The organism is Acidimicrobiia bacterium (assembly GCA_041676705.1).
Taxonomy (GTDB): Bacteria; Actinomycetota; Acidimicrobiia; order Acidimicrobiales; family SKKL01; genus Actinomarinicola.
The window spans coordinates 488,387-512,558 of record JBAYRL010000002.1 but is presented as its reverse complement, the minus strand read 5'-3'; the positions used below and the strand labels follow the sequence as shown (position 1 = coordinate 512,558).

The 24,172-nt window shown below is 54.6% G+C and carries 23 protein-coding genes; 12 read left to right on the top strand and 11 right to left on the bottom strand.

Going from position 1 to position 24,172, the window contains the following annotated elements:
- The first annotated feature begins 39 nt into the window (after window positions 1–39).
- Genes WC184_05910 through WC184_05900 form a run of 3 tightly spaced genes read left to right on the top strand, consistent with a single transcriptional unit; the run spans window position 40 to window position 2,949 of the window.
- On the top strand, window positions 40–1,362 hold the full coding sequence (locus WC184_05910) for a hypothetical protein (protein MFA7477411.1): 1,323 nt from the start codon (window positions 40–42) through the stop codon (window positions 1,360–1,362).
- Window positions 1,359–1,703, top strand: coding sequence for a metal-sulfur cluster assembly factor (locus WC184_05905; GenBank protein MFA7477410.1), 345 nt, complete (start codon window positions 1,359–1,361; stop codon window positions 1,701–1,703). Before WC184_05910 ends, WC184_05905 begins: the two co-directional genes overlap by 4 nt.
- A gap of 37 nt (window positions 1,704–1,740) precedes the next feature.
- Complete coding sequence (locus WC184_05900) at window positions 1,741–2,949, top strand: hypothetical protein (GenBank protein MFA7477409.1); 1,209 nt, start codon at window positions 1,741–1,743, stop codon at window positions 2,947–2,949.
- On the opposite strand, the gene WC184_05895 is transcribed toward WC184_05900, so the two are convergent.
- Window positions 2,936–3,421 (bottom strand): PAS domain S-box protein, encoded by a 486-nt coding sequence (locus WC184_05895; GenBank protein MFA7477408.1) that lies wholly within the window; start codon window positions 3,419–3,421, stop codon window positions 2,936–2,938. The genes WC184_05900 and WC184_05895 overlap by 14 nt on opposite strands.
- Window positions 3,422–3,488: 67 nt before the next feature.
- On the opposite strand from WC184_05895, the gene WC184_05890 reads away from it, so the two are divergent.
- On the top strand, window positions 3,489–3,902 hold the full coding sequence (locus WC184_05890; GenBank protein ID MFA7477407.1) for a group III truncated hemoglobin: 414 nt from the start codon (window positions 3,489–3,491) through the stop codon (window positions 3,900–3,902).
- A gap of 19 nt (window positions 3,903–3,921) precedes the next feature.
- On the opposite strand, the gene gdhA is transcribed toward WC184_05890, so the two are convergent.
- The 4 genes from gdhA to WC184_05870 form a co-directional block, all read right to left on the bottom strand.
- On the bottom strand, window positions 3,922–5,262 hold the full coding sequence (gdhA, locus tag WC184_05885) for an NADP-specific glutamate dehydrogenase (GenBank protein ID MFA7477406.1): 1,341 nt from the start codon (window positions 5,260–5,262) through the stop codon (window positions 3,922–3,924).
- Between the two features lie 58 nt (window positions 5,263–5,320).
- Complete coding sequence (locus WC184_05880; protein MFA7477405.1) at window positions 5,321–7,606, bottom strand: heavy metal translocating P-type ATPase; 2,286 nt, start codon at window positions 7,604–7,606, stop codon at window positions 5,321–5,323.
- A complete protein-coding gene (locus tag WC184_05875; protein ID MFA7477404.1) occupies window positions 7,606–7,809 on the bottom strand; it encodes a cation transporter in 204 nt (67 codons plus the stop codon). The genes WC184_05880 and WC184_05875 overlap by 1 nt, the downstream gene beginning before the upstream one ends.
- Before the next feature lie 168 nt (window positions 7,810–7,977).
- The gene (locus tag WC184_05870) at window positions 7,978–8,733 is read right to left on the bottom strand and encodes a DUF2231 domain-containing protein (protein MFA7477403.1); all 756 of its coding nucleotides are present in this window, start codon (window positions 8,731–8,733) and stop codon (window positions 7,978–7,980) included.
- A 74-nt stretch (window positions 8,734–8,807) separates the two neighbouring features.
- On the opposite strand from WC184_05870, the gene WC184_05865 reads away from it, so the two are divergent.
- On the top strand, window positions 8,808–9,749 hold the full coding sequence (locus WC184_05865) for a pirin family protein (GenBank protein ID MFA7477402.1): 942 nt from the start codon (window positions 8,808–8,810) through the stop codon (window positions 9,747–9,749).
- 14 nt (window positions 9,750–9,763) lie between these two features.
- Here the strand turns inward: WC184_05865 and WC184_05860 are convergent, their stop codons facing one another.
- Entirely contained in the window at window positions 9,764–11,146 is a 1,383-nt protein-coding gene (locus tag WC184_05860; protein MFA7477401.1) for an NADH-ubiquinone oxidoreductase-F iron-sulfur binding region domain-containing protein, read from the bottom strand.
- 185 nt (window positions 11,147–11,331) lie between these two features.
- On the opposite strand from WC184_05860, the gene WC184_05855 reads away from it, so the two are divergent.
- The 4 genes from WC184_05855 (at window position 11,332) to WC184_05840 (ending at window position 16,279) form a co-directional block, all read left to right on the top strand.
- Window positions 11,332–13,092, top strand: a complete 1,761-nt coding sequence (locus WC184_05855) for an ABC transporter substrate-binding protein (GenBank protein ID MFA7477400.1) — start codon at window positions 11,332–11,334, stop codon at window positions 13,090–13,092.
- Window positions 13,093–13,254: 162 nt separating this feature from the next.
- Window positions 13,255–14,397, top strand: coding sequence for a Na/Pi symporter (locus WC184_05850; GenBank protein ID MFA7477399.1), 1,143 nt, complete (start codon window positions 13,255–13,257; stop codon window positions 14,395–14,397).
- 19 nt (window positions 14,398–14,416) lie between these two features.
- Entirely contained in the window at window positions 14,417–15,049 is a 633-nt protein-coding gene (locus WC184_05845) for a PhoU domain-containing protein (protein ID MFA7477398.1), read from the top strand.
- A gap of 87 nt (window positions 15,050–15,136) precedes the next feature.
- Entirely contained in the window at window positions 15,137–16,279 is a 1,143-nt protein-coding gene (locus tag WC184_05840) for a Na/Pi symporter (protein MFA7477397.1), read from the top strand.
- Between the two features lie 14 nt (window positions 16,280–16,293).
- Here WC184_05840 and ilvA read toward each other — a convergent pair whose 3' ends face one another.
- From ilvA to WC184_05825, 3 genes are all read right to left on the bottom strand, one after another.
- A complete protein-coding gene (gene ilvA, locus WC184_05835; GenBank protein MFA7477396.1) occupies window positions 16,294–17,838 on the bottom strand; it encodes a threonine ammonia-lyase, biosynthetic in 1,545 nt (514 codons plus the stop codon).
- Window positions 17,838–18,242: a hypothetical protein gene (locus WC184_05830; GenBank protein ID MFA7477395.1), complete on the bottom strand. Its 405-nt coding sequence runs from the start codon at window positions 18,240–18,242 to the stop codon at window positions 17,838–17,840. The genes ilvA and WC184_05830 overlap by 1 nt, the downstream gene beginning before the upstream one ends.
- Window positions 18,243–18,308: 66 nt before the next feature.
- Window positions 18,309–19,088 (bottom strand): hypothetical protein, encoded by a 780-nt coding sequence (locus WC184_05825; protein MFA7477394.1) that lies wholly within the window; start codon window positions 19,086–19,088, stop codon window positions 18,309–18,311.
- A gap of 71 nt (window positions 19,089–19,159) precedes the next feature.
- On the opposite strand from WC184_05825, the gene WC184_05820 reads away from it, so the two are divergent.
- The gene (locus WC184_05820) at window positions 19,160–19,837 is read left to right on the top strand and encodes a metal-dependent transcriptional regulator (protein MFA7477393.1); all 678 of its coding nucleotides are present in this window, start codon (window positions 19,160–19,162) and stop codon (window positions 19,835–19,837) included.
- Here the strand turns inward: WC184_05820 and WC184_05815 are convergent.
- Complete coding sequence (locus WC184_05815; protein ID MFA7477392.1) at window positions 19,834–21,372, bottom strand: PQQ-binding-like beta-propeller repeat protein; 1,539 nt, start codon at window positions 21,370–21,372, stop codon at window positions 19,834–19,836. The two genes, WC184_05820 and WC184_05815, sit on opposite strands and share 4 nt — an antisense overlap.
- 57 nt (window positions 21,373–21,429) lie before the next feature.
- On the opposite strand from WC184_05815, the gene WC184_05810 reads away from it, so the two are divergent.
- Window positions 21,430–22,227, top strand: a complete 798-nt coding sequence (locus WC184_05810) for an inositol monophosphatase family protein (GenBank protein MFA7477391.1) — start codon at window positions 21,430–21,432, stop codon at window positions 22,225–22,227.
- Window positions 22,227–23,018: a thioesterase family protein gene (locus WC184_05805; GenBank protein ID MFA7477390.1), complete on the top strand. Its 792-nt coding sequence runs from the start codon at window positions 22,227–22,229 to the stop codon at window positions 23,016–23,018. Before WC184_05810 ends, WC184_05805 begins: the two co-directional genes overlap by 1 nt.
- 305 nt (window positions 23,019–23,323) lie before the next feature.
- Here WC184_05805 and WC184_05800 read toward each other — a convergent pair whose 3' ends face one another.
- Complete coding sequence (locus WC184_05800; GenBank protein MFA7477389.1) at window positions 23,324–24,130, bottom strand: metal ABC transporter ATP-binding protein; 807 nt, start codon at window positions 24,128–24,130, stop codon at window positions 23,324–23,326.
- Window positions 24,131–24,172: the final 42 nt, after the last annotated feature.

Below are 24,172 nucleotides of genomic sequence, written 5' to 3'. Positions count from 1 at the left end.
TCTAGTACCCTATAGAACTATTGGCAAGAGGCTTCCACGATGACCACAGTGACACCTATGGTTCCGCCGGTCGCAGTACCTGGGCCTGGCGCGCCCGATGTTGTACCTCCGCCAAGTTTGCCCCTCAGTTTTCTAGGTGCCGCCGGAGTTGGGCTAGTAGGAGCTGGTGTGGGCGTGGCCCTGGCTTCCGATAAATTCGTTAATTCACCCATGAACGATGGGGCACTTTCCGCCGTACACGTCACCATGTTGGCGTTCCTATCAACAGCCGTATTAGGGGCGTTGCACCAGTTCGGTCCGGTTGTAGCCCGTAGAAAATTGCGCTCGGTTGGCGTCGGTTGGGCCACCCTCATCGGATGGGTCGCCACCGCCTGGCTAATTCCCACCGGATTCGCACACGGCTACGAAAATCTTGTTGCCACTGGCGCAGTTGTGGGTGCCGTTAGCGTGGTGTTGGCCGTCTACAATCTTTCGGGTCCGCTGTTGTCCAGTGACCACAGCCTTCCGCTTTGGGGGCTTCGCGCGTCGGTCACGTTATTTGTGCTGACCGTGACTTTTGGAGTGGTCTACGCGTTTGACCGCCAAGCTGGATGGTTTCCACTTCTGCCTAACCGAGTTATGGCCCATGCCCACTTGGGTTTGCTGGGTTGGCTCGGGCTTACTTATGTGGCCGTAGCCGAAAAACTATGGCCAATGTTTCTCTTAGCGCACCGACCTAGCTCCAAAGAAGGCGTGGCAGCCGTCGGATTGATGTCGAGCGGGGCTGTCGTGCTGACACCCGGTTTACTATTTGGCGTTCCAGCGTTGTCGTGGGCGGGCGGCATTTTGGTAGTGGCTGGTCTTGTGGCACACGTACTTTCTCTACGGGCCTGTGTCATTCATCGACGGCGTAAATTAGAACTTCTGCACGCGTTCCTGTTTATCTCAGTCGGTTTTTTGGTCGTGGCCGTGGCGCTAGCCGCCGTTATCGGTTTTGCCAACCTCTCCACTCTCACCCGTGTGCGGTTAATTTCAGCTGAAGTGGCGGCCATCGCAGCCTGGCTGGGTCTGGCGGTGATTGGCCACACCCACAAAATTGTGCCCTTCATTGGCTATAGCGCTCTACGCGGTCGCGGTATCAACAAGGCCCCTTCCGGCAAACCACTGCTCTTTGGCGACTTGTTCAATCTAAAGGCCGCCAAAGCAACCCTGGTTTTAACAACAGCGGGGTTCGCTGGCGTGGTGGGGGGATTGATTGTGGGTGAAATTTGGCCGGTGCGTCTCGGCGCGGCCGCCATCTCAATTGCCGGGCTCACCGTTACCCTGAACTTAGCGATAACACCTCGAGGGGTAATCGCGGCCCATAAGGAGGCGACAGCATGAGTGACAGTCGAACCTACCTCATAGGTTCTGCCCAACAATCGCCCGAAGAAAAAGCCAGTCGTGCGCTTTCGGCGGTAATCGACCCTGAATTGGGTTTAGACATCGTGCAACTTGGCTTGGTGTATTCCATTGAGGCGCTCGACAACGTGCTGCATGTGGAAATGACCCTAACAACTCCGGGCTGCCCGGTCTCTGAATCGCTCCCACAAGAAGCCCGAACGGTGCTTGTAGAAGCGCTACCGGAATTCGAGATTGACCTGCAGATCGTTTGGGATCCACCGTGGACGCCCGACATGTTGACTCCAGCCGCCATGGACTTACTAGGTTTTCGACCTCGTTGAGCTTCCATTAGAGATCGGGAAATATAAGGCCATTCTGGTGACGGCACCAACTCCAAAACGCGACACTGCCGATCGGGTAAGTCGAACTCATTACCAAGCACGCCGTACCTTTGGGTTGGGGCTCGCGTTTTTTGTGACTACGCCTCTGATGGCCTTGCTCCCACACGACACTGGCGCATGGCTGCCGCTGCACTGGTTTTTGGCTGGTGGCGTGCTCACCATCATCTCTGGCGCCACGCAAATGTTGGCGGTCACATGGTCCACTTCACCAGCACCCAACGATCAAGCTGCCTTCATCCAGCGGGTGATGGTTGCCGGCGGTGCGGTAGCAGTGGCGGCAGGCCGTGAATACCAACAGTCGTGGTTGTTGGTTCTAGGTGCCCTTGTGGTTGCCCTGGCCTTGTTGCTATTAGCTGCCTTGCTGGTCATCATTCGCCAAAATGCCACCACTCCCAGGTACCGACCCGCCATCGACGCCTACTTAGCGGCCATTGCATTTGGCGTGGTTGGAATCAGCATTGGCGCTGCTTTGGGAAGCGGTACCGTGTCATCGCTTAACCTGCACGGCGCGCACCTCAGCATTAACCTCTTTGGTTTAGTGGGCTTGGTGCTCTTGGGCACCTTACCGTTTTTTACCGCTACTCAGGCCCGCATGAAAATGGCACCGGTTGCCACAGCAGGGAAGATTTATGCCACGGTCATAGTGGCCGGCGGTGCCACTGTTCTAATCAGTGTTTTCACCGCTTTGAACCGCCCGGGCGTGGCCGCTGTTGCCATGGTGATCTACGCCAGTGCCATCGTGGCCAATGTGGCACTTCTCCCGCGGATTAAGCAGCGTCAGCTCTCGTGGGCCGGGGCTCGACTGGTTCAGTATTTCCTGGGGGTTACTTGGTGGGTGGTGGCAGTCTTGGTCTTGGCTTATCAAAGCTCGACTGAAGCCGACATTACGCCAGCTTTGCGCACTCTAGCGATAGGGGGATTTGCCCAAATTGCTATGGCCTCGCTCAGCTACTTTGGACCGGTGGTGAGAGGCGGCGGCCATGTCGCACTATCAGCTGGTTTTGCGCTGGCGCGTTCTTGGCTGTCGGTAGCTGCGGCTAATGTGGCGGCCTTGGGGGCGTTGTTCGAGGTAAATGAAGCTATAGCTGCCGGTCTATCCATCTGGGCGGCCGACGTGGTGGTTCGTTTGGTTATCTTTGTCCGCCAGCCGACCGAAACCCGTGAAGCCGCGGCTAAGGCTGCTTAGAGCGGGCTTTGGCTGCTGCTCGGGCTAGCTGCCAACGTTCGGTATCATCACGCAGCACCGCTGCAATGGCGTAGGGAGATTTTTGGCCCTCTTGCGTCAAGAGCGACACGGTAAAGGCCACCGAAAAACTGCTGCCGTCTTGACGTACTGCTGGCACCTGCAGCATAGAGTCGTCACCATATTTGGTGATACCGGTTTCCATGGTCTTGTGGAAGCCGTCGTTGTGGCGTTTCCGTAAACGCTCCGGGATTATGATGTCTAGGGGTTGCCCTATGGCTTCTTCTTCGCTCCAGCCAAAAAGTCGGGTGGCACCAGCGTTCCAAAACACAATGTCTCCGGCTCGGTTGGCAATAATTACCCCATCAGGAATGTTGTGAAGGAGCGACGCCAAAACTCCGGTGGGAATCGATTCCACCAGGTCGCCATACTCACCAAGCGAGCAAGCCGCTTCGCCTCCACCGTTGTTATCCATTTCGAACCTCTCAAGCTATTAACCAGAACTATTGACCCGAGCATTACTTCTAGTCCAGCATAGAATTATGTCACCTGCGCAGGTCACCACGAAGTTAGATCTAGACAACCGCACCGAGATTCATAATTTTGTGGTCGAATTTTACCGAGCCATCGTGTTCGACGACCTGCTTCAAGAAGTTTTCGAGCAGATCGCCGAGGTTGACTGGAACAGTCATATTCCGCGGTTGGTGGATTATTGGTGCAAGGTCCTTATTGGCGAGAACCGATACAACGGTGCCATGTTCCAGGCCCATCAAGATGTACACGAGATTGAAGATTTCCAACCGGCGTGGTTTGAGCAATGGCACAAACTATTTTGGGAAACCCTTGACGCGGGATGGGAAGGCCCCCATGTTGAGCACGCGAAAGAGCACGCTTTAAAAAATTTGGGGTCTTTGGCGCGGCGCCTGATGGGCACCGATTGGGCACCGGCGCTCTAAACAACGCCGGAACGACAACTCAAATTAGACCGAAGGCCACCATGGCTTTAGCAACCTTTTCGAAACCAGCAATGTTGGCACCAGTTACGTAGTTGTTTGGTTGACCATATTCAGCCGCGGTTTCATAACACGACTCATGGATGCTCTCCATGATTTTGCGCAAACGTTCTTCGGTGTATTCGAAGCTCCAAGAGTCTCTAGAAGCGTTCTGTTGCATTTCTAGAGCCGAGGTTGCCACACCACCGGCGTTGGCGGCCTTAGCCGGACCGAAAGCCACACCAGCTTGCTGCAAAATTTTCACCGCTTCAGGCGAAGTGGGCATGTTCGCCCCTTCGGCCACCGCGATACAGCCGTTGGCTACCAAGGTTTTAGCGTGCTGTTCACTAATTTCGTTCTGGGTCGCACAGGGCAGGGCCACTTCGCAGGGAATGTCCCATATAACACCATCGGGATAGTAGGTGGAGTCGCCTTTACGCTCGGCGTATTCCGAAATTCGACCACGCTCGACTTCTTTGATTTGTCGAACCAACTCGAGGTCGATACCGGAAGGATCATGAATTACACCGTTTGAATCAGAACAGGCCACCACTTTGGCCCCTTCGGCTTGCAGCTGTTCAATAGCGTGAATGGCCACGTTTCCAGAACCCGACACCACGCAGGTGCGACCTTCCAAATCTTCGTGGCGCACCTTCAACATTTCTTCAAGGAAATATACGGTGCCATAACCGGTAGCTTCGGTGCGTACCAAAGAGCCACCCCAAGCCACACCTTTACCGGTTAACACACCGGATTCATAGCGGTTTGTGATGCGCTTGTACTGGCCAAATAGCCAACCAATCTCACGTTGGCCAACACCGGTATCACCAGCGGGAACATCGGTATATTCACCCAGGTGGCGATACAACTCGGTCATAAAACTTTGGCAAAACCGCATGATTTCGCCTTCCGAACGGCCTTTAGGGTTGAAGTCAGAGCCGCCTTTAGCACCGCCAATCGGCAAACCGGTAAGCGCGTTCTTAAAGGTCTGTTCGAAACCCAAAAACTTAATGATGCTTAGATTTACGGTCGGATGAAAACGTAAGCCGCCCTTGTAGGGGCCTAGAGCTGAGTTGAACTCGACACGAAAACCACGGTTGATATGCACCTCACCGCGGTCATCTTCCCAAGGAACACGGAAAATAATCTGACGCTCTGGTTCACAGATGCGTTGGATAACTTTGCGGTGGGAAAACTCGGGGTGCTTGGCAATAGAAGGACCAATACACCCGAGGACCTCGGCCACGGCCTGGTGAAACTCAACTTCTCCAGGGTTTCGCCTAAGTACCTCTCCGTATGCTTCGTCGAGCGTCTCGTCGAACACCAGAGCTACACCTACAATCTGAATCGGTGAAAAAGAAACAGCTTAGTCGAAAATTTTGTTATGAAAATCGACGAAGCCGCAAGCTGTTAGATACCACAAAGACGCTTGAAAACGCCATGGCAGCACCAGCAATCATTGGGTTCAAATAACCCAACGCAGCCAAAGGAATGGCTGCCACATTATAGGCGAAGGCCCAAAATAAGTTGCTTTTGATGGTGCCCAGAGTGCGCCGCGACAGCCTTATGGCGTCGCCTGCCACCCGCAGATCCCCTCGCACCAACGTTAGGTCGCTGGCTTCAATAGCCACGTCAGTCCCGGTTCCCATGGCCAGCCCTAAATCGGCCTGGGCAAGGGCCGCGGCATCGTTCACACCATCACCCACCATGGCTACCACCGCACCGCCGTTTTGTAGCTCTTGAATCACCGCCATTTTCTCAGCCGGCATAACTTCAGCGCGCACCTGGTGGATGCCAACTTCCTTTGCCACGGCTTCGGCGGTTGCCTGGTTGTCACCGGTTAACAAGATTGGTTCCAGGCCCAAGTGACGGAAGTTGGCGATGGCTTCGCCCGACGTTTCCTTAACGGTGTCGGCGACCACTACCACCGCGCGGGCTTGGCCGTTCCAACCCGCCACAATGGCCGTCTTTCCCTCGGCATAGGCCTCGGTTAAGGCTTCCTGCAACTCGGTCGAGAGTGAATAACCTTGCGATTCGGCGTACGAGGGACGAAGGGCGAAAGCTTCGGTGCCATCAACCTGCGCAGTAACTCCCAAACCGGCGTGGTTGGTAAAAGCCTTTACCTCGGCTAAAGGCAAGGTGCCTAGTCGGGAGCGAGCACCGTTAGCAATAGCCTTAGCAATCGGGTGTTCCGAGGCGTCTTCCAAGCCACCCACAACGGCTAATGCTTCGTTTTCGTCAACGCCCAGGGCAACCACGAAGTCGACCATCTTCATCTCACCAGTGGTCACGGTGCCAGTTTTATCTAAGACAATGGTGTCGATGGTTCGAGTGGATTCTAAAACCTCAGGGCCACGAATCAGAATGCCCATTTGTGCCCCGCGGCCGGTGCCTACCAACAGGGCGGTTGGGGTGGCTAAACCAAGTGCACATGGGCAAGCAATAATCAATACCGCCACCGAAGCCGTGAACGCGGCCGTAGCACCATGGCCCAGGGCTAACCACACCACCAAAGTGGCGATGGACAACAGAATTACGATCGGCACAAACACGGCCGAGATGCGATCGGCCAAGCGTTGAATGGGTGCCTTGCCACTTTGGGCCTCGCTCACCAACCGTGCCATTTGAGCCAGCTGGGTGTCGTTGCCAACTCGGGTGGCGCGCACCACTAAGCGGCCACCGGCGTTGATGGTGGCACCAATAACAACGTCATCGGGCCCCACTTCAATCGGGACACTTTCACCAGTTAACAACGAAGTGTCGACCGCAGAGTTTCCTTCTTCGATCACGCCATCGGTAGCAATTTTTTCGCCGGGACGCACCACGAAAAGATCGCCGACCACCAACTGGTCAATGGCAATTCGGGTTTCGGTACCGTTGCGAAGAACGGCTACGTCTTTAGCCCCTAGGTTCATTAAGGCACGCAGTGCAGCACCAGACTGCTTCTTGGCACGATCTTCAAAATAGCGGCCACCCAAAATGAAGGCGGTCACCACTGCCGCGGTTTCAAGGTAGATCTCGTGGGTTCCCGAACCGCGCGCCAAGGCGAACTCGAACGACATCTTCATTCCCGCGTGGCCGGCCTCACCAATAAAAAGCGCGTACAGCGACCAGATATATGCAGCTAAGGTGCCCAGGGAAATCAGCGTGTCCATGGTAGTGGCACCATGTTTGGCATTAATCCAGGCGGCCCGGTGGAAGGGATAAGCCCCATAAACAACCACTGGCGAAGTGAGCGTTAACGCCAGCCACTGCCAGTTATCGAACTGTAGAGCGGGCACCATCGATAGCACCATGACTGGTAGGGCCAATGCCGCCGAAACCAAAAATCGGGTACGCAATGCTTCGGCTTCATAATCGCGCTCGGGCGCGACCTCTTCAGTCGTGCTCGCAAGCGGTGGCGCTGGCAGAGCCGCGGTGTAGCCGGTTGCTTCTACCGTGGCTATTAATGCTTCAACGTCGACACCGGGATCGGCCACGATGTGGGCCTGTTCGGTAGCGTAATTTACCGAAGCTTGCACCCCATCTAGCCGATTCAGCTTCTTCTCAACTCGAGCGGCGCACGACGAACATGTCATGCCCCCAACATCTAACTCAATTGTGACGGTGCTTGGGGCCACCAGTGGTGTAGTAAGCCCACCCTTGGTGTCGCCATCGCTGGAGGTCATCAGACTATGGCGTAGCCAGCTTCATCAACCGCAGCTTCAAGCGCGGCAGAATCTAGCTCGGATTCAGATTCAATGGTTACCAAACCGCTGTCTAGTTCGACTGAAAGGTCGGCTACCCCAGGTAGTTGCGAGATCTCGGTTCGAACCGCATTCACGCAATGCTCACAAGTCATGCCTTCAACGGTGATGGTGGTAGTTACCATGTTTCGCCTCCAAAGCGAGCTTGGGTGTGGTCGTTCCACACGCGACCCATACGCGCCGAACTGTCGCCGCGAGCCTGCCCAAAATTCTATCGAGCTAAAAAGCGAAAATACCCAACCGGTACGAACTGCTGACTTAAGACCCGCCTTCTAGCTGCTCAAATATAGCTACTAGCTGTTTTCCAGGCTCTGGTCACCAGAAACCACGTCGTCAATCGCTTCGCTGACTTCTTCGGCCAACTCGGCCGGGGTGGTGTCCATGGCTTCGGCCACATCGGCCACATCGCCAGTAATATCGTCAACGTCGGGGACAGCGGAAGTGTCGGTCTCAGAAGAACTTCCGGTGCTGGCATCTGCACCGCTATTGCTTGTGTCTTCGTCGTTTTCATCATCTTTGGGGCGATTGGAGCCAAACACCATGTGGCCACCCAAATAGCCTGCGAAAGCTAGCGCCCCGGCACCTAGCAATGCCCAAACCATGCCGCCAACATGGTGGCCCCGACGTCTGGCACGCCAAGACCGATAGAAAAGGCATGTCGCAGTGCCGTTGGCGGCGGCGTGAACCACTCCAACTCGGTGGAATTTGCCGTAAAAGCCACCGGTGGAATAGTCGGCTAACCCGGTAACAGCCGTCCCCAAGGACGACAAAAGCCCCAGACCAACCAACCTTTGGGCGGCTGCCTTCGACTTTTTACCACCCAACACGTCGAGCACCATGGCGGAAACGTACATACCCATGGTGACATCGGTCAGAAGAGGATGTAATTGGTGGCCCAACCAAACGCCCCGCAAAGCGTCGCCCGAAGACCCACTGCTTAGGGGCTCACCTAGGTCATACAGTCGCTCGGCAAGGCCGTCTAAGCGCTCTTCACCTTCCAGCATCTCAACTACATCGGGCAGAACATCCGTGATCGCTACACTTGGCATTAGGGACTCCTAGCGTTATCAGCACTGTTGCTTCATGAGATGTTGAAATTTTATTGCTACGGCACACTGTAGTGATGAGTGGACCAATCAACACCTCAACGTCGCCGGACACTTCCCCAGCTACGCCACCTGAAACAGCATGCTTAGAGCGCTACTCGGCTCGCAGTGCTGACCTAGCCGGGCTCACCGTGCGTCGAGCATTGCCCAAACGGCAACGTCGCAGCGTTGGAGCTTGGTGTTTCCTCGACCATTTCGGCCCAACCACCAACAACGTGATGATGAATGTGGGACCGCATCCCCACATTGGGCTCCAAACCGTTACCTGGTTGATCGAGGGCCAGATCATGCACCACGACAGCTTGGGACATGAACAGGCGATTCGGCCCGGTCAACTCAACCTGATGAGCGCTGGGAACGGAATTTCTCACGCCGAGGAGACCCCTACGAATTTCACTGGTAGGCAACACGGTGCTCAACTTTGGGTTGCCCAACCGAACGAAACTCGTTTCTCAGCACCAGCATTCGAGCACCACGAGGAACTTCCCCGCCTCGACGCTGGCGGTATGGATATTACCGTGATGATGGGCGAACTCGACGGCCTACGCTCACCCGCACGTATTGATACGCCTCTGGTTGGTGTGGTGGTTGAAGCCCACACCGCTAGTCAAACCACCATTCCTCTTGATGCCACCTTTGAACATGCCGTGGTAGTGCTAGAAGGCACCTTAAGCCTTGGCGGACAGCAAATTTCACCGGGTGAGCTGGTGTATATCGGCACCGATCGTGACGAGTTGGCCCTTCGCTCCACCGAAGGCGCAACGGCCTTGGTCATAGGCGGTGAGCCTTTTGAAGACGAGTTAATTATGTGGTGGAACTTTGTGGCGCGTACCGACGAAGAAGCCCGCGCCGCCTATGAAGATTGGCAGGAAGGCCACGAACGTTTTGGTACCGTGACCTCCAACCTTCCCCGCATCGATGCGCCGCCCTTTAAGCTTCGCCGCCCCTCAAAAGGCTGAACCCAAAGAAAATATCAAGACGGCAACGGCAAATATGTCCAGTCGGGTTGCTTCAAATAATAGGTTTCGTCATAAGTAGCAACGCCGTCTCGCAGGTCCACTAACTTCGGAAACTTCACTTCGCGGGGTCGGGGACATGCCCCTCCGGTTATATGAGCGTCGAACTCTTCAGGGAATTCGCGCAACATCGAAGCCACCATCACCTGTTCTTCGGTAGCCAAATAACAACGCGCCCCATCATTTACCTTGCCCAGCCAGCCCCCAATTTCGGTAATATCTGAAATGGAACCAGCTCCACCTTCGATCCGCGTTAGACGATCGGTGATGGCCTCGGTACCCAGCTTGCAGGGTGGACATTGGCCGCAAGATTCGATCCACAAGAAGTGTGAAGCCAGACGCGCAACCTCGACCATGCAGGCGGTTTGATCAAATACCATAAAGCCGGCCGCACCTAGACCCGTGCCAGCTGCCACCATGTGTTCGTAAGTGAGCGGCGTGTCGAGCATCGCTTCGGTAATTACCGGTGTCGCCACCCCCGACATAACTGCTTTAACACCGGCTTCTGGAGCACCGGCCATCTCAATGACTTCTCGTAAAGGAGTTCCCAAAGGCACTTCGAAAACACCTGGGCTCTGCACGTCACCCACGATGGTAGCAAGCACGTTACCTGGTGATTCTTGAGTGCCGTGCTCGCGATACCAGCCCACGCCATTCGCTAGAATATGGGGCACATTGGCCAACGTTTCTACGTTATTTACCAAGGTGGGGTTGGAATAAAATCGGCCTGCTTTGCCTGGCTCTGGATCTTTGGCCACCCAACCGGTTTGGGGTGCGGTCGCGAATAGGCCATGTTCGTAGGGGGGCAACAAGCGGGGTAGAGGCGAGTTACCTTCAATTACCTCAAGCATGGCTTTTTCTTCACCAAACAAATACTCTTCTGGCCCTTCAACCACCCGAATTGCGCAGTCCTTGCAAATGCCTGCCTCTTGCATTTCGGCAATGGCACGGGTTACAGCCTCAATCTCTTCTGTAAATGAAGCCTTCAAACAAATAAAAGCTTCCATGGCACCAATGGCATAAGCAGCGATGATCATGCCTTCTACCACCTGATACGCGTTGTGGCGAAGCAAATAACGATCTTTGAAAGTGCCCGGTTCCCCTTCAGCACCGTTAACGACTAGGTAATGATTCGTGCCGGTTTGAGAGGCTACGCCCTGCCATTTTCTACCGGTGGGAAAGCCGCCTCCACCCCGGCCACGCAGCCCAGCAGCCGCGATAATCTCAATGGTCTTTTCTTCACCAAGTTCCATGGCGGTTGAAATACCTATTCCGCCATAATCAGTGGCCAAATACTCATCAAGCGTGGTGATTGGGTCGACGGGAAGTAGATAGGCCATAGGTACTCCTTGGATGAGCCGCCAGCGATGCAAAAAACCTTAACGCCAGAAAAATTAATTCGTAAATCTATTTCGCCACCGTACTCTAGAAATACGATAGCCATGTCAAGGCCTATGCCATATGTCACATCTAATGGTTAGGCTTAGAAGAGCCACGATGGTCAACACATAAGGGAGAATCACCCATGCACACCAAAAGACGGGCTTGGTGGCGTCTTGCCGCCGCTGTACTGGCACTGGGATTGGTGGCCGCAGCTTGCGGTAATAACGACTCGGATAGCTCACCTCCCAATGATTCCTCTACCACCTCCATTCGCTCGGGTGAGATTGGTAACGACGACGATCAAGCTTCAGAGCCCGAATACGGGGGCAAGATCGTGGTGGGCGTGGAAACCGAAACTAATCACTTTGATCCCAAGCTGGCTGAGTTGGCAGCCCCGGGTAGCATGATCGCCTTAACGTTCTTCGACCCACTGGTAGCCATCGACGCTGAAGGTAACTTCGAGCCATTCCTGGCAGAATCGCTGGAACCCAACGATGACCTAACTGAGTGGACTTTGACGTTACGAGAAGGGGTGCAATTCCACGATGGCACACCGCTCGATGCCGAAGCCCTGAAATGGAACTGGGACAACCTCCATTTCGCAGAAGGTGCTCGAAACCGGGGTGGACTGGTAAATGCGGGAGTAACGGGCATGGAGATTGTTGACGACATGACCGTGATGTATACGCTCAGCGGACCAAACGCCGGTTTCCCAGATCAATTGCGAACTTACCCAGGTCTACCGGTTTCACCTACAGCCTATGAAGCTGACCCGGAAGGCTTTGGCAATCATCCCGTGGGCACCGGACCGTTTGAATTTGTCTCCTGGACCCGAGACGATCGCTTGGTTGTGAAGCGCAACGAGAACTATTGGCTCTCCGATAGCGACGGAAATCAACTGCCGTACTTGGACGAAATCGAATTCCGAGTTATTCCCGACGATGAAAGTCGAACCGCCAGCTTGGCCTCCGACGACATCCAGGTGATTCAAACCCTGCGAGGCCCAAGTATTAAACGAGTACTCGCCATGGTTGACAAAGGTGGCTTTGAGGCCAGCTTGTACATCGGTAACGAATCGTCAATCACAGTCATCAACACCTTGTCACCACCGCTTGACGATATTCGGATCCGACGAGCATTGGCTTTTGCCAACGACTCAGAAGCCATGGCCAAGGTCCGTGATGACGATGGGCTCACCCCACCCGCAAACGGCTTCTTCTCAGAGGACAGCCCCTGGTATTCAGCTGAAGCCGTAGCTGATTATCCCGGTGCCAACGGCCCTGACCCAGAGGCTGCCAAAGAGCTGGTGGAACAATACCGAAACGACCCTGAGCGTTCCGACAACAAACCGGCCGGTGCGGACATCGAAATTGAGTACATCTGTCAACCCGACCCCACGCTGTTGCAGGGCGCCCAGCTCTTGCAAAACCTGTGGGGCAACGTAGGTATCGATGTCCATTTGGTACAGCTCGACCAAGCCACCATGATTTCGAGGGTGGTTGGCACGGCCGACACCGACCCACCGTTTAGAGGCGACTTCCAAACCACCTGTTTCCGTGCCAGTGGTGGCGAAGGTGATCCCTTCACCAACTTGCGCGGCTACTTCGGACCAGTTGAGACCACGGCCGGAAACTTCTCCAATCTCACCGATCCCCGCATTGATGAGGCCCTAACCAAGTTCCGCGAAACGACCGACTTCGCGGAACGTTACGCAGCTATTGAAGAAGTAAGCCGGGTAACCTCTGAGCTGGTGCCATACATTTGGAACGTAGGCACACCTACATTGGTGGGTTATCGCGAAGATGTGGTTGGCATTCCCGATTGGACCTTCCCTGACGGGACCAAAGGCAACGGAACTCCGGGTTCCATCGCCCGATTTACCCAGGCCTACATCGAAAAATAGTCATTTCTCGATGACAACATTTTGACCTTTCAATAGTGGGTGGGGGTTCAACCAAAGAGCGAACCCCCACCTGCGTTTTCGCTGCGAAAGCACGGCAGCAAATTACTGTCCACCGATTTCGATATGTGAGCCCGGTTCGTACTAACTTGCCGGGTAAGTCTCATGGACAAAAACATAACCCCACCTGCTGCGGCTCGGTTTCAAGTACCGACACCCGCCCGTGCGGCGCTCGTAGCCGTCCTCGTGTACGCCTTTCTCGTAGGCGTGTCAGTATTACAGATTGGTATGAGTGCTCTCGGTGGAGACACTCAAACCCAATTACTTGAACGGGTAACTAACCCACTGGCGGCTTTGTCGGTGGGCATTTTAGTAACGGCCATCATGCAGTCGTCTTCGGCTACTACTTCGGTCATTGTGGGCCTGGTGGCCTCGGGAACCCTCAGTGTGGAAGCGGCGGTGCCACTGATTATGGGTGCCAATATCGGCACCACCATCACCAACGCCATAGTGTCGCTCGGCCACATTCGCCAAGGCCCCGAATTCCAACGGGCTTTCGCCACCGCCACCGTGCACGACTTCTTCAACCTCTTCACGGTACTTTTGCTATTCCCACTGGAGATGGCCACCGGCTTTCTGGCCAAGACCGCCACTCGGATAAGCGAAATTCTGGTTGGCTCCTCGGGTGGAGAATGGCAAAGCCCGATAAAAACGCTGGTCGATGGTCCGGTCAATCTGATCGACGAATTATTCCAGCGCGGGCTTACCGGCACAGGTTTGGGCATGGCGTTAATCGCGGTGGGCTTGGTGATGCTAATGGGGGCTTTGATCTTCATTACCAAGAATATGCGTACCCTGATCGCTGATCGGCTGGAACGTTCACTCAACGACCTATTAACCCGCGGCGGTGGTTTAGTCGCCATGTCATTCGGGTTGGTAATCACGGTCGTGGTCCAGTCTTCTAGCATCACCACGTCACTGCTGATCCCACTAGCCGCCTCGGGAGTGCTCAGCATCCGCGCCGCCTACCCAGTCACCCTCGGCGCCAACGTAGGCACCACCATCACCGCACTCTTAGCCGCCATGGCCGCGAGTCGCCCCGAAGCCCTAGCCATCGCCTTAGTACACACCCTCTTCAACGTGGCCGGAATCTTATTGATATACCCACTACCCTTCACCCGCATGCTGCCCGTCACCGCCGCAGAACATCTAGCAGTGCTGGCTACCCGACGGCGTTCCTTAGCCTTAGGCTGGGTGATTGGTACCTTCCTTGTTCTACCCCTCGTACTGCTTGTTTTTCTAGGTTGAAAGGCCGCCAACCATGGTGATGTCGTTTTTCCGTCGGCGTGAATCCGGCATGGAGCTAATTACAGGTCGTGTGGTCCAGATGCTCTCCGACGTGCGTCATTCGTTCGACCTGGCCACAGCGGCGGTTCTCCACGGTGCCTCCTCCAGTGCTGTTGCCGAAGAGATCCGACGAACTGACGAAGGCATTAACCGTGCCGAACAAGACCTTCGTCGTGAGCTGATTGTTCACATTACCGTGCAAGGGGCCGAGCATATTGGCGACGTGATGGCCTACACCTTGCTCATCAAGCGCATTGAACGAATTGGTGACCAAGCCAAGAACATTTTCGAGCTCACCGATGAAGACGTCTCGTTCGCTGAAGCTGATGATCGCGAAGAGTTGCAGTCCATCCACACCCAAATCTCAGCCATGTTGGGCGAAGTAGTCGAACTGATTCTCGATCCCGACTCTGAACGCATGGAAGAGTTCCGGGTCAAGGCAAACAAGCTCCAAGATCTCCAAGTAGTTAAAATTCGTGAGCTTATGCACAGTGAAATGCCCGGTTCCTATGCCGTGCCCCGAGCGGTGCTCCATCGATACCTCAAGCGGGTCTTGGGCAACTTGGTTGGCATAGTCTCAACCTTGATTAACCCAATAGAACACGAGCAATAAGGAACGCTTCGCCAACTCTGTGGCGAATTACCTTTATGAGCGTTGTCTGTCGGGCCCTTCTACGTACTAGCTTGCCGGGTAAGTTCCATGGATGAGAAAACTACGCCTCCTACTGCGGCGCGCCTTGAGGTACCAACGGCCGGCCGAGCAGCGCTAGTAGTCATTCTCATCTACGGCTTTCTCATTGGGGTCTCGGTACTCCAAGCGGGGATGGGAGCGCTCGGAGGCGATACTCAGACTCAACTGTTAGAACGTGTAACCAACCCTCTGGCCGCATTTTCGGTGGGTATTTTAGTAACCGTCCTAATGCAATCTTCTTCAGCCACCTCTTCAGTGATCGTGGGTTTGGTGGCCTCGGGAACGCTCAGTGTGGAAGCGGCGGTTCCCATGATTATGGGGGCCAATATCGGCACCACCATCACCAACGCCATTGTGTCGCTCGGTCATATGCGCCAAGGTCCCGAGTTTCGGCGGGCTTTCGCTACTGCCACCGTGCACGACTTCTTCAACCTCTTTGCGGTGATACTGCTTTTTCCGTTGGAGATGGCCACCGGCTTTCTGGCCAAAACGGCTACACGGATAAGCGAAATTCTGGTCGGTTCGTCGGGGAGTGAATGGCAAAGCCCGATTAAGACGCTGGTCGACGGACCTGTCGATTTAATCGAGACTCTGTTTGCGAAAGCTGTTTCAGGAACAGCTCAGGGCGCTCTCCTCATTGTGTGTGGCTTGGTCTTGGTGATGATTTCGCTCACGTTCATTACCAAGAATATGCGTACGCTGATCGCTGATCGACTGGAACGTTCACTCAATGACCTGTTAACCCGTGGCGGTGGTTTGGTCGCCATGTCATTCGGTCTGGTGATCACGGTCGTGGTCCAGTCTTCTAGCATCACCACGTCGCTGTTAATCCCACTAGCCGCCTCGGGAGTGCTCAGCATCCGCGCCGCCTACCCAGTCACCCTCGGCGCCAACGTAGGCACCACCATCACCGCACTCTTAGCCGCCATGGCCGCCAGTCGCCCCGAAGCCCTAGCCATCGCCTTAGTACACACCCTCTTCAACTTGGCAGGAATCTTACTGATATACCCACTACCCCTCACCCGCATGCTGCCCGTCACCGCCGCAGAGTTTCTGGCAGAAGTCGCTACTCGGCGCCGTACGCTAGCCTTAGCGTGGGTAGTGGGAACCTTTGTGGTAGTGCCACTCGCGTTGTTGGTTGTATTGGGTTAATAGATCAGGGTTTCCTAGCGTTCAATCTTTAGGAATTGATCATATGCTGGGTTGCTATCTTCCAAAGTGTGTCGGTAACCCAGTTCATCTAAGAACCACCGAAACTCATCTCGTTCAGTCTCGGGCACTTCAAAGCCTGCCAAAACCCTTCCGATGTCTGCTCCGTGGTTGCGGTAGTGAAAAAGACTGATGTTCCAGCGACCACCCAAGGTCTCCAAGAAACGCATTAAGGCGCCTGGCCGCTCGGGGAATTGGAACCTGTAGAGCACTTCATCATGTACATCTGCCGCTCGGCCACCCACCATGTGGCGCACGTGCAACTTGGCTACTTCATTATTCGACAAGTCGATGGTTGAAAGTCCGGTAGCGCGCAACAGATTGGCGACCGTGTCGGCATCCGAACGCGACTCCACGGCTACACCCACAAAAATGTGAGCTACATCACGGGTGTTCAAGCGATAGTTAAACTCGGTGATAACACGAGTATCTAACAGGGCACAAAACTCACGGAAAGCACCCGGTTGCTCGGGAATAGTCACGGCAAATAAGGCTTCACGTGCTTCGCCCAACTCGGCTTGCTCGGTCACAAAGCGCAAGCGGTCAAAGTTCATGTTGGCACCACTTAGGATCGCGACCAGGTTTTCTTGGTGCACATCGTTGTGTTCGACCCAGTGTTTGAGCCCAGCCACCGACAGTGCTCCGGCTGGTTCCACAATCGAGCGGGTGTCTTCAAAAATGTCTTTAATGGCTGCTGAAATTTCGTCGTTACTTACGGTGATGGTTTCATCGATCACCTCTTGTGCCAAACCAAACGTGTAGTTGCCAACCTGGCGAACAGCCACGCCATCAGCAAAAATCCCAACCTGGTCTAACTTCACAATTTTACCGGCCATCAACGAACGGGCCATGGCATCGGCCTCTGTCGATTCAACGCCAATAACCTTTACGTGTGGGACCACCGTCTTTAGGTATGCCCCGATCCCGCCAATCAGCCCACCGCCACCCACCGGCACGAACACGGCGTCTAAATCGGCGGCGCTTTGACGCACTATTTCATCGGCAATGGTTCCTTGTCCGGCTACCACCAGCGGATCATCAAAAGGTGGAATGGCGGTCATTCCGGTTGAGCGTTGCAGCGAATCGCAGTGGGCCTGGGCATCTGAATACGAATCACCCACCAAAACCACTTCCGCACCGAGATTTCTAACCGCATCAACCTTGATCGACGGTGTTGTTTCGGGCATGACAATCAGCGCTTTGATTCCGAGGTGCCGCGCCGAATAGGCCACACCTTGGGCATGGTTTCCTGCACTGGCCGTAATAACGCCGCGCTGACGCTCTTGCTCGCTCAGATGGGCCATCTTGTTGTAAGCGCCGCGAAGTTTAAAGCTGAAAATCGGCTGTAAGTCTTCGCGCTTAAACCAGATTTTGTTATCGAGGCGAGCCGAAAGACGAGCGGCCAGTTCTAATGGTGTCTCGCGGGCAACTTCGTAGACGCGACTCGTTAAAATCGAGCGCATTAACTCGTCAAAAGCGGCCGGCTCGCCGGTATTAGGCATTAACCGAGCAGGGTTCGAATATCGGCAAAGCCCTGGTAGATCAACAGAATCAAAATAGAGCTACCAATAACGGCATAAGGCCAACGGTAGCGGTGATCGGCAGCGAAGAACCGCCGGATCGAAAACACGATGGCGATCATTGATACCGCACCAATTATGAGCCCTAGCCAGGGGCCGACACCACCGCTCAAATCGACAATCGGCTTTAAAATAGGCAGTACCAAATATGTAATGGTGCAGCGAATAGCCGAAATTGCAACCGATTTTGAAAATGCGTTTTCAGCGCCGGTGATGCTGGCCTTTTCTCCGTCGGAGGGCAGACACAACACACAGCGCATAGCCCGATCGGCCTGTGACCGGTTAGGGGCTGATACCGGGCTCGAGGAAGAAACCGTGGCGTCCATTGTCCTCCTACGCTATCGGTTTGCCCCTAGCGCAACCAACCGTTTGAGTACCTTCTAACCAACTTGTCACAAAGCGTTGGCCAAATCGCCGCAGTCAAGTTGCGACAAATCGCCTATTTCATCAAAGGTGACCGAACCGCCGTCACCAAAGCCTGAACTTAGTGTTCCTGAAGTGGAATCAAAGCTGTAGGGCACTTCAGAAACCTCGTATTCACCGGCTTCCTCGTCGAGCAATTCGCCACTTATAAGCGAGATGTCACCAATCGAGTTACAGCTGGCCCCAGAGAAAAACCCGATGGAACCAGTGACTGGAAAGACGAATGGCGCCGCGGCGTCTTCGTCTAAGACCGGCGCCAAATCACAGCCGTCACGATAGAAAACTCCAACCATAACCCCACTGGCAGGGCCGTAAATAGACACAAAAGCTTCGTCATTGCCATCACCGTCAAGGTCGTAACCACCGGCGGCAGCTGCGCCCATAAAAGCTTCGTCGATTATGGCCCGGCTTGAACCACCGTTTGACCACTCGACCCCTACCCACCAATTGTCGCCATCTTTGTAGGTGGCAAGGCGATCGTTTTCACCGTCACCGTCCCCATCGAAGTTGACCGTAGCTTCACTAAGTTCAGCAGCCGACGCTGGTATCGGTGCGGCATCCGGGCACGAGTCAAGGTCGGAAGCGTCATCGTCTGAGTCGTCGTCGAGGGTGCTCGAAGTGTTGTTTTGGGTGGTTGAGGGGGTTTCGTCGGTTGAACCACCTGCCGTTCCCTCATCCGATGAATTATCGCTACACGCCACCGCTACAAGTGAAAACAAGAGGGCAAAGACCACTTTACGCACACGCATGGACCGAGTGTAGCAACCCACCTACACCAGCTAGGGCCCATCTTTAGGTATTCCCCTCTAAGCTATGGGGCATGGATAGCTACGAGTCGCCCGAGTATCACCCGGCATTCGAAGAGTATTGCGAGGCTATCTACGAGCTCCACGAAGACGACGTGGCGGTGATTCAAGCTCGTGTAGCTGAGCGTTTGGCCGTTTCGCGAGCCGCGGTTTCCGAAATGATCAAACGTATGGAAGCTGAAGGATTGGTTAGCACCGCCGCGGGCACCATCTCCCTCACTGAACGCGGTTTAGCATTGGCCACAATTGTGGTGCGTCGACACCGCATAGCCGAACGCTTCTTAACCGACATTTTGGGTTTGTCCTGGGCCACCGCACACCAGGAGGCTGGCAAATGGGAGCACATCATTTCGCCTGTGGTTGAAGAAGCTATGGAGCGAGTATTAGGTGATCCCACCACCTGCCCCCATGGCAACCCCATTCCCGGATCCGGTTATGTTGAACACCCCAACACCGTCACTCTTGATTCGATAGACGTTGGTGACAGCTTCACCGTGCGGCGTATCACCGAAGAATTAGAGTTCACCGACGGTCTACTCGATTTTTTGGAAGGGGCGTCGGTGATGCCGGGACACGCTGGTGTGGTCCGCTCGATCGCGCCCGATGGCACCACTATTGTGGAAATTGAGGGCGATCCAGTTGGAATTGGGGCGTTTGTAGGTGCCCGAATTCTGGTAACCCCGGGCGGTTAGTTTCCGCCGGGGGCCATAATGCCGGTCCCACGGTTTTCTCCAATGGCAAAGAAATGTCCGCCGCGGGTGCCCACAAAGATCTGACCGTCCCATACGGCAGGTGTTGATTCAACACAACCACCAAGAGGTACCGACCAAAGCTTCGGTGGTGCCTTGGTGGTATCAGTTAGATCAAATCCGCTCAATACTCCGCCGCGACAGTCGCCTTGTATCAAGACATCGTCAACGACCACCGGTGACTGCCAGGTGGGACCGCGCATAAAAAACTCCCAACGTAAAGTGCCGGTGTTGCGATCTACTGCCATTATTCTGCCGCCGTCGGTTGGCACAATGAGAAGATCTCGATAAATGGCTGGGGTGGCCCAAATGCCCTTGTTATCGGGGTCGGCCAATGACCACACGATCGGATCATCATTTTGACGAGGGTCGAGTTTGAGAATCTGGCCGATCTCGGCCGAACGCTCGGTGTGGCGCTTCACCTCGCTCACCACATACAAGAAACCTTCCTCATCAATAACCACACTGGCGTCAGTGTCATCGCCAGCCCAAAAACGGAAAACGCGTTCAGGATCGCGGCCGTGCTTAACTCCCGAGATGTCCCACCCTTGAATAAGCCCACCGGAGTTACCGAAGTAGATGACATCGCCCGAGATTGCGACCGAGTTTTCGATAGAAACGTTTTCGTCACCGACGGCTTCTAGAAGTTCCTCATCCCAGCCCGGCGCCATAAAGACCAGGGTGGGGTCAACAGTGACCAGGCCTTCGTCGTCATAGCTCCGGTTCAGTTTCCAAATAAACCAAAGCGAATTCTCACCGCCTTCGAATAGGTAATCGTCAATGACTAAAGCCGAACCGTCCCAGTCATCGTTCCAAAGCCCATCAACCGAATTAGCGTCGAAGCTCCAAAGCTCGCGTGGTTCGTCACCATCAATCGCCAAGATGTGAAAGTAGTTGTCGCGAGAACCGCTGTATACCAACGGAAAGCCATCGGGATCAACGGTTACCGAACCTTTAATAATGTCGCCGGTGGGAAAGCTGGGAATGATCTGCTCACCGGTATCTGCATCCAAAAAATGAACGGCTTTGTCATAAGCACCAAAGACCACCCATGTTCGACCGTCGCGTTCGAAAACCGAAGGTTGGCCGGTCCACCCCGAGCCACACCAATTGAAAGTACCCGAGTGGTCGCCCTGTTCAACGCTTGATTCAGAACACATTGGAGACTCGGGGTAGCTCCAGCGCACTACCGGGTTGGTGGGCACGGGGCCTTGCCCGTAATAATTGCGAGTGGGATTACCTCGGAAGGTGAGAATCCCTGACACGGCTTCACCCCAAGGATGCCCAGCTGTGGCCGGATCAACCCAGGCCGAGCCTTGACCTTCGGGTTGCTTGTTTGGCCACGGTGTCCCTTCTACAGCAGCTTGGCTCTCACGTGTCATGGTTAGCATTGCCAAGCCAACCGTTAAGACGGCTAAAAGTGTCACCGCCACCACAGCGCGACGTCGCATCGAAAGCTCATTAGCGGTTGTGGTCATGCTTCTAGTGTGCCCACAAACCCAGACGTGACTGAAACAAAGTGCCAAACTACTTGGATGACTATTACATCGTCATCGGAGCAGCCTCCGGTTTCAAAAGAGCTGTTGAGTTTGGCCCTTGAGCTGGTTAAAGAGGCTGGCGAGTTAACTCTAAAGTATTTCCGGTCAACCGACTTGGAGGTCGTCACCAAACAAGATGGAACGCCTGTCACAATAGCTGATCAGGGTGCTGAAGCGCTGATTAGGGCCCGTCTTGGTGAGCTTCGTCCGAATGACACCGTGGTGGGAGAAGAAGATGGTTTGCGTGAAGGCAGCAGTGGCCATCGCTGGATTATTGACCCCATTGATGGGACGAAGGCTTTCACCCATGGCGTACCGCTTTATTCCAACCTTTTGGCTCTAGAAGACGAACATGGTCCGGCCATTGGTGTGATTAACCTCCCGGCGTTGGGTGAAACGGTGTGGGCCGGTCGAGGTCGAGGTTGTTTTTGTAACGATGAACCAGCGACGGTGTCAACCACCAACCAGGTCAGCGAAGCTTGGCTCATGACCAGTGGCCTCACGAACTGGCCAGCGCCACTCTTCAACACTCTTAAGCAAAGTGGGATTCACGTACGCACCTGGGGCGACGGCTACGGCTACGCCTTGGTGGCGACAGGACGGGCCGATGTGATGTTAGACCCGGAAGTCTCGCTTTGGGATGTGGCCCCCATGCCTGTCATCCTGTCCGAAGCCGGAGGTCGCTTTTCATCTACCAACGGCCGCGAAGGTGCCCATAATGGTTCGGGATTAGCCACCAACGGCGTCTTACACGATGAACTAATCAAACTTCTCTCCCCGACAGGAATTCATTAATGACTTCTGAGCTGAGTGCCTTTTACGAAACCGACGGACAGGGCGGTTTATCACCCCGGGCCGAGGCCAGAAGCCCGTGGGCCGAAGACATGATGCACGGTCGACTGCTGGCTGGAATCGCGGCGCGCCACGTTGAGCAAAATCATCAGTCGGCTGAATTCCAACCGGCACGGCTAACGATTGACCTGTTTCGTTCGCCAACCATGGACACCGTAGGTTGCAGCTCCACGGTTGTCCGCGACGGCCGTCGTATCCGGGTTGTACAGGTTGATTTAACCGTTGGCAACGCCGATGTAGCACGAGCCACGGTGGTGCTTATGCGTACGTCGTTGCACCCCTCAGGTGAAGTTTGGAGTCGGAAAGATTGGGTTGTACCTAATCCTGAGGAGATACCCGCTCCGCCCAACTCCGGTGCCAAGTCGGTTACTTCACTAGACCTACGTCCAATTGATGGTCAAGGTATGGGTTCGTCCGGTCAGCGTAAAGTTTGGCTGCGTGATCTTCGGCCTTTAGTTGAAGGTGAAAGCACTAGCGCATTTTCACGAGCCGTCATGGCCGCCGATATGGCGAGTCCACTAGGCAACTCAGGTTCAGAAGGCTTGGCTTTCATTAACGCTGACATCACGGTCTATTTGGGGCGCCTGCCGCGGGGCGAGTGGATCGGTCTTGAGGTGGGTGCCCATATTGGCGCTGACGGTATTGCGGTAAGTCGGTCCGACCTCTTCGATCTTGAAGGACCTTTTGGTTTCACCGATGTGTGTGCGGTGGCCACCCCTCGCATGGGCGCTTGAACAGATCTAAGCCAGGTAATAACCATGATTTTGTTCCTGGTCAACACACCGAGCAGCGGTACTTTTTAACGTATATGTTACCGCGGTCACATTAACTCTTCACCGCTCGGTATATCGCATACCGATACATTGAATTAATGGTGTGAAAACGGACACCAATACCGTATTTTTTAACTCGGCGTCTCGACTGTTCTTGCTGACAACCCGTTGTGCTCGAGTGAGCGACATCAACGTTGGAGTTGCTCAATTTAGATTATTATGACATCAACAATTGCCGCTCGAAAATATTGGTAGCGACGCTGCGTTCACTCTGTCGAACCATGGTGGTGTGACGAATCCATCATGAGCACGTTTGGTCCTAAGCGAACTAGGCGTTGTCCAAAAGCCTCACCAATAGTTTCGCTCTGGAGCACCTCTTGTGGGTTACCCGCAGCCACCAAGCGATTAGCTAACAACAGGACCTTGTCAGCGCTTGCCGCTTCACCTAGATCATGCGTGGTCATCACTACGGCCGTCCCGGCGTCTCGTTCCTCTTGCACTACCGACAAAATACGTTGCCGGGAAACGACATCTAAACCCGTGACTGGCTCATCTAGCAGCAACAATGGTGCTTGTTGCGCCAAACCTTGTGCTACATATACCCGTTGGCGTTGGCCCCCCGAGAGCTCCATAATTTGGCGCGAAGCTAGATCGGCAACCTCCAATCGTTCCATCGCCTCATTCACCACCGCCCGATCCCGAGAACGTAGCCTGCGGAAGAAACCAAGCGACTGGTATCGGCCCATAGTCACAACCTCGCGAACCGACATGGGGAGGTTGGTTGGTATGGCGGTTCCCTGCAAGACATAAGCGACGTTGCGACCAGTGCCACGCCGTTCATCATTATTAATTTCAATAGATCCACTAGTTAATGGTAATAACCCCACCAAAGCGTGCAGCAGGGTTGACTTTCCAGCACCATTAGGACCGATTATCGCTGTTAAGGTATTAGATTCTAGTTGGAAGCTGACATTATCAAGTGAGAGCCTTGTGCCTCGCACCACTGAGATCGCGTTAACATTAACCACCACACGACGTGGGTTGGCGCCTCGGGGGGAGGGGACTTTAGTCATTGCTCATTCCTACCGGTTGGCCCTCAAATAATACTTCGTACG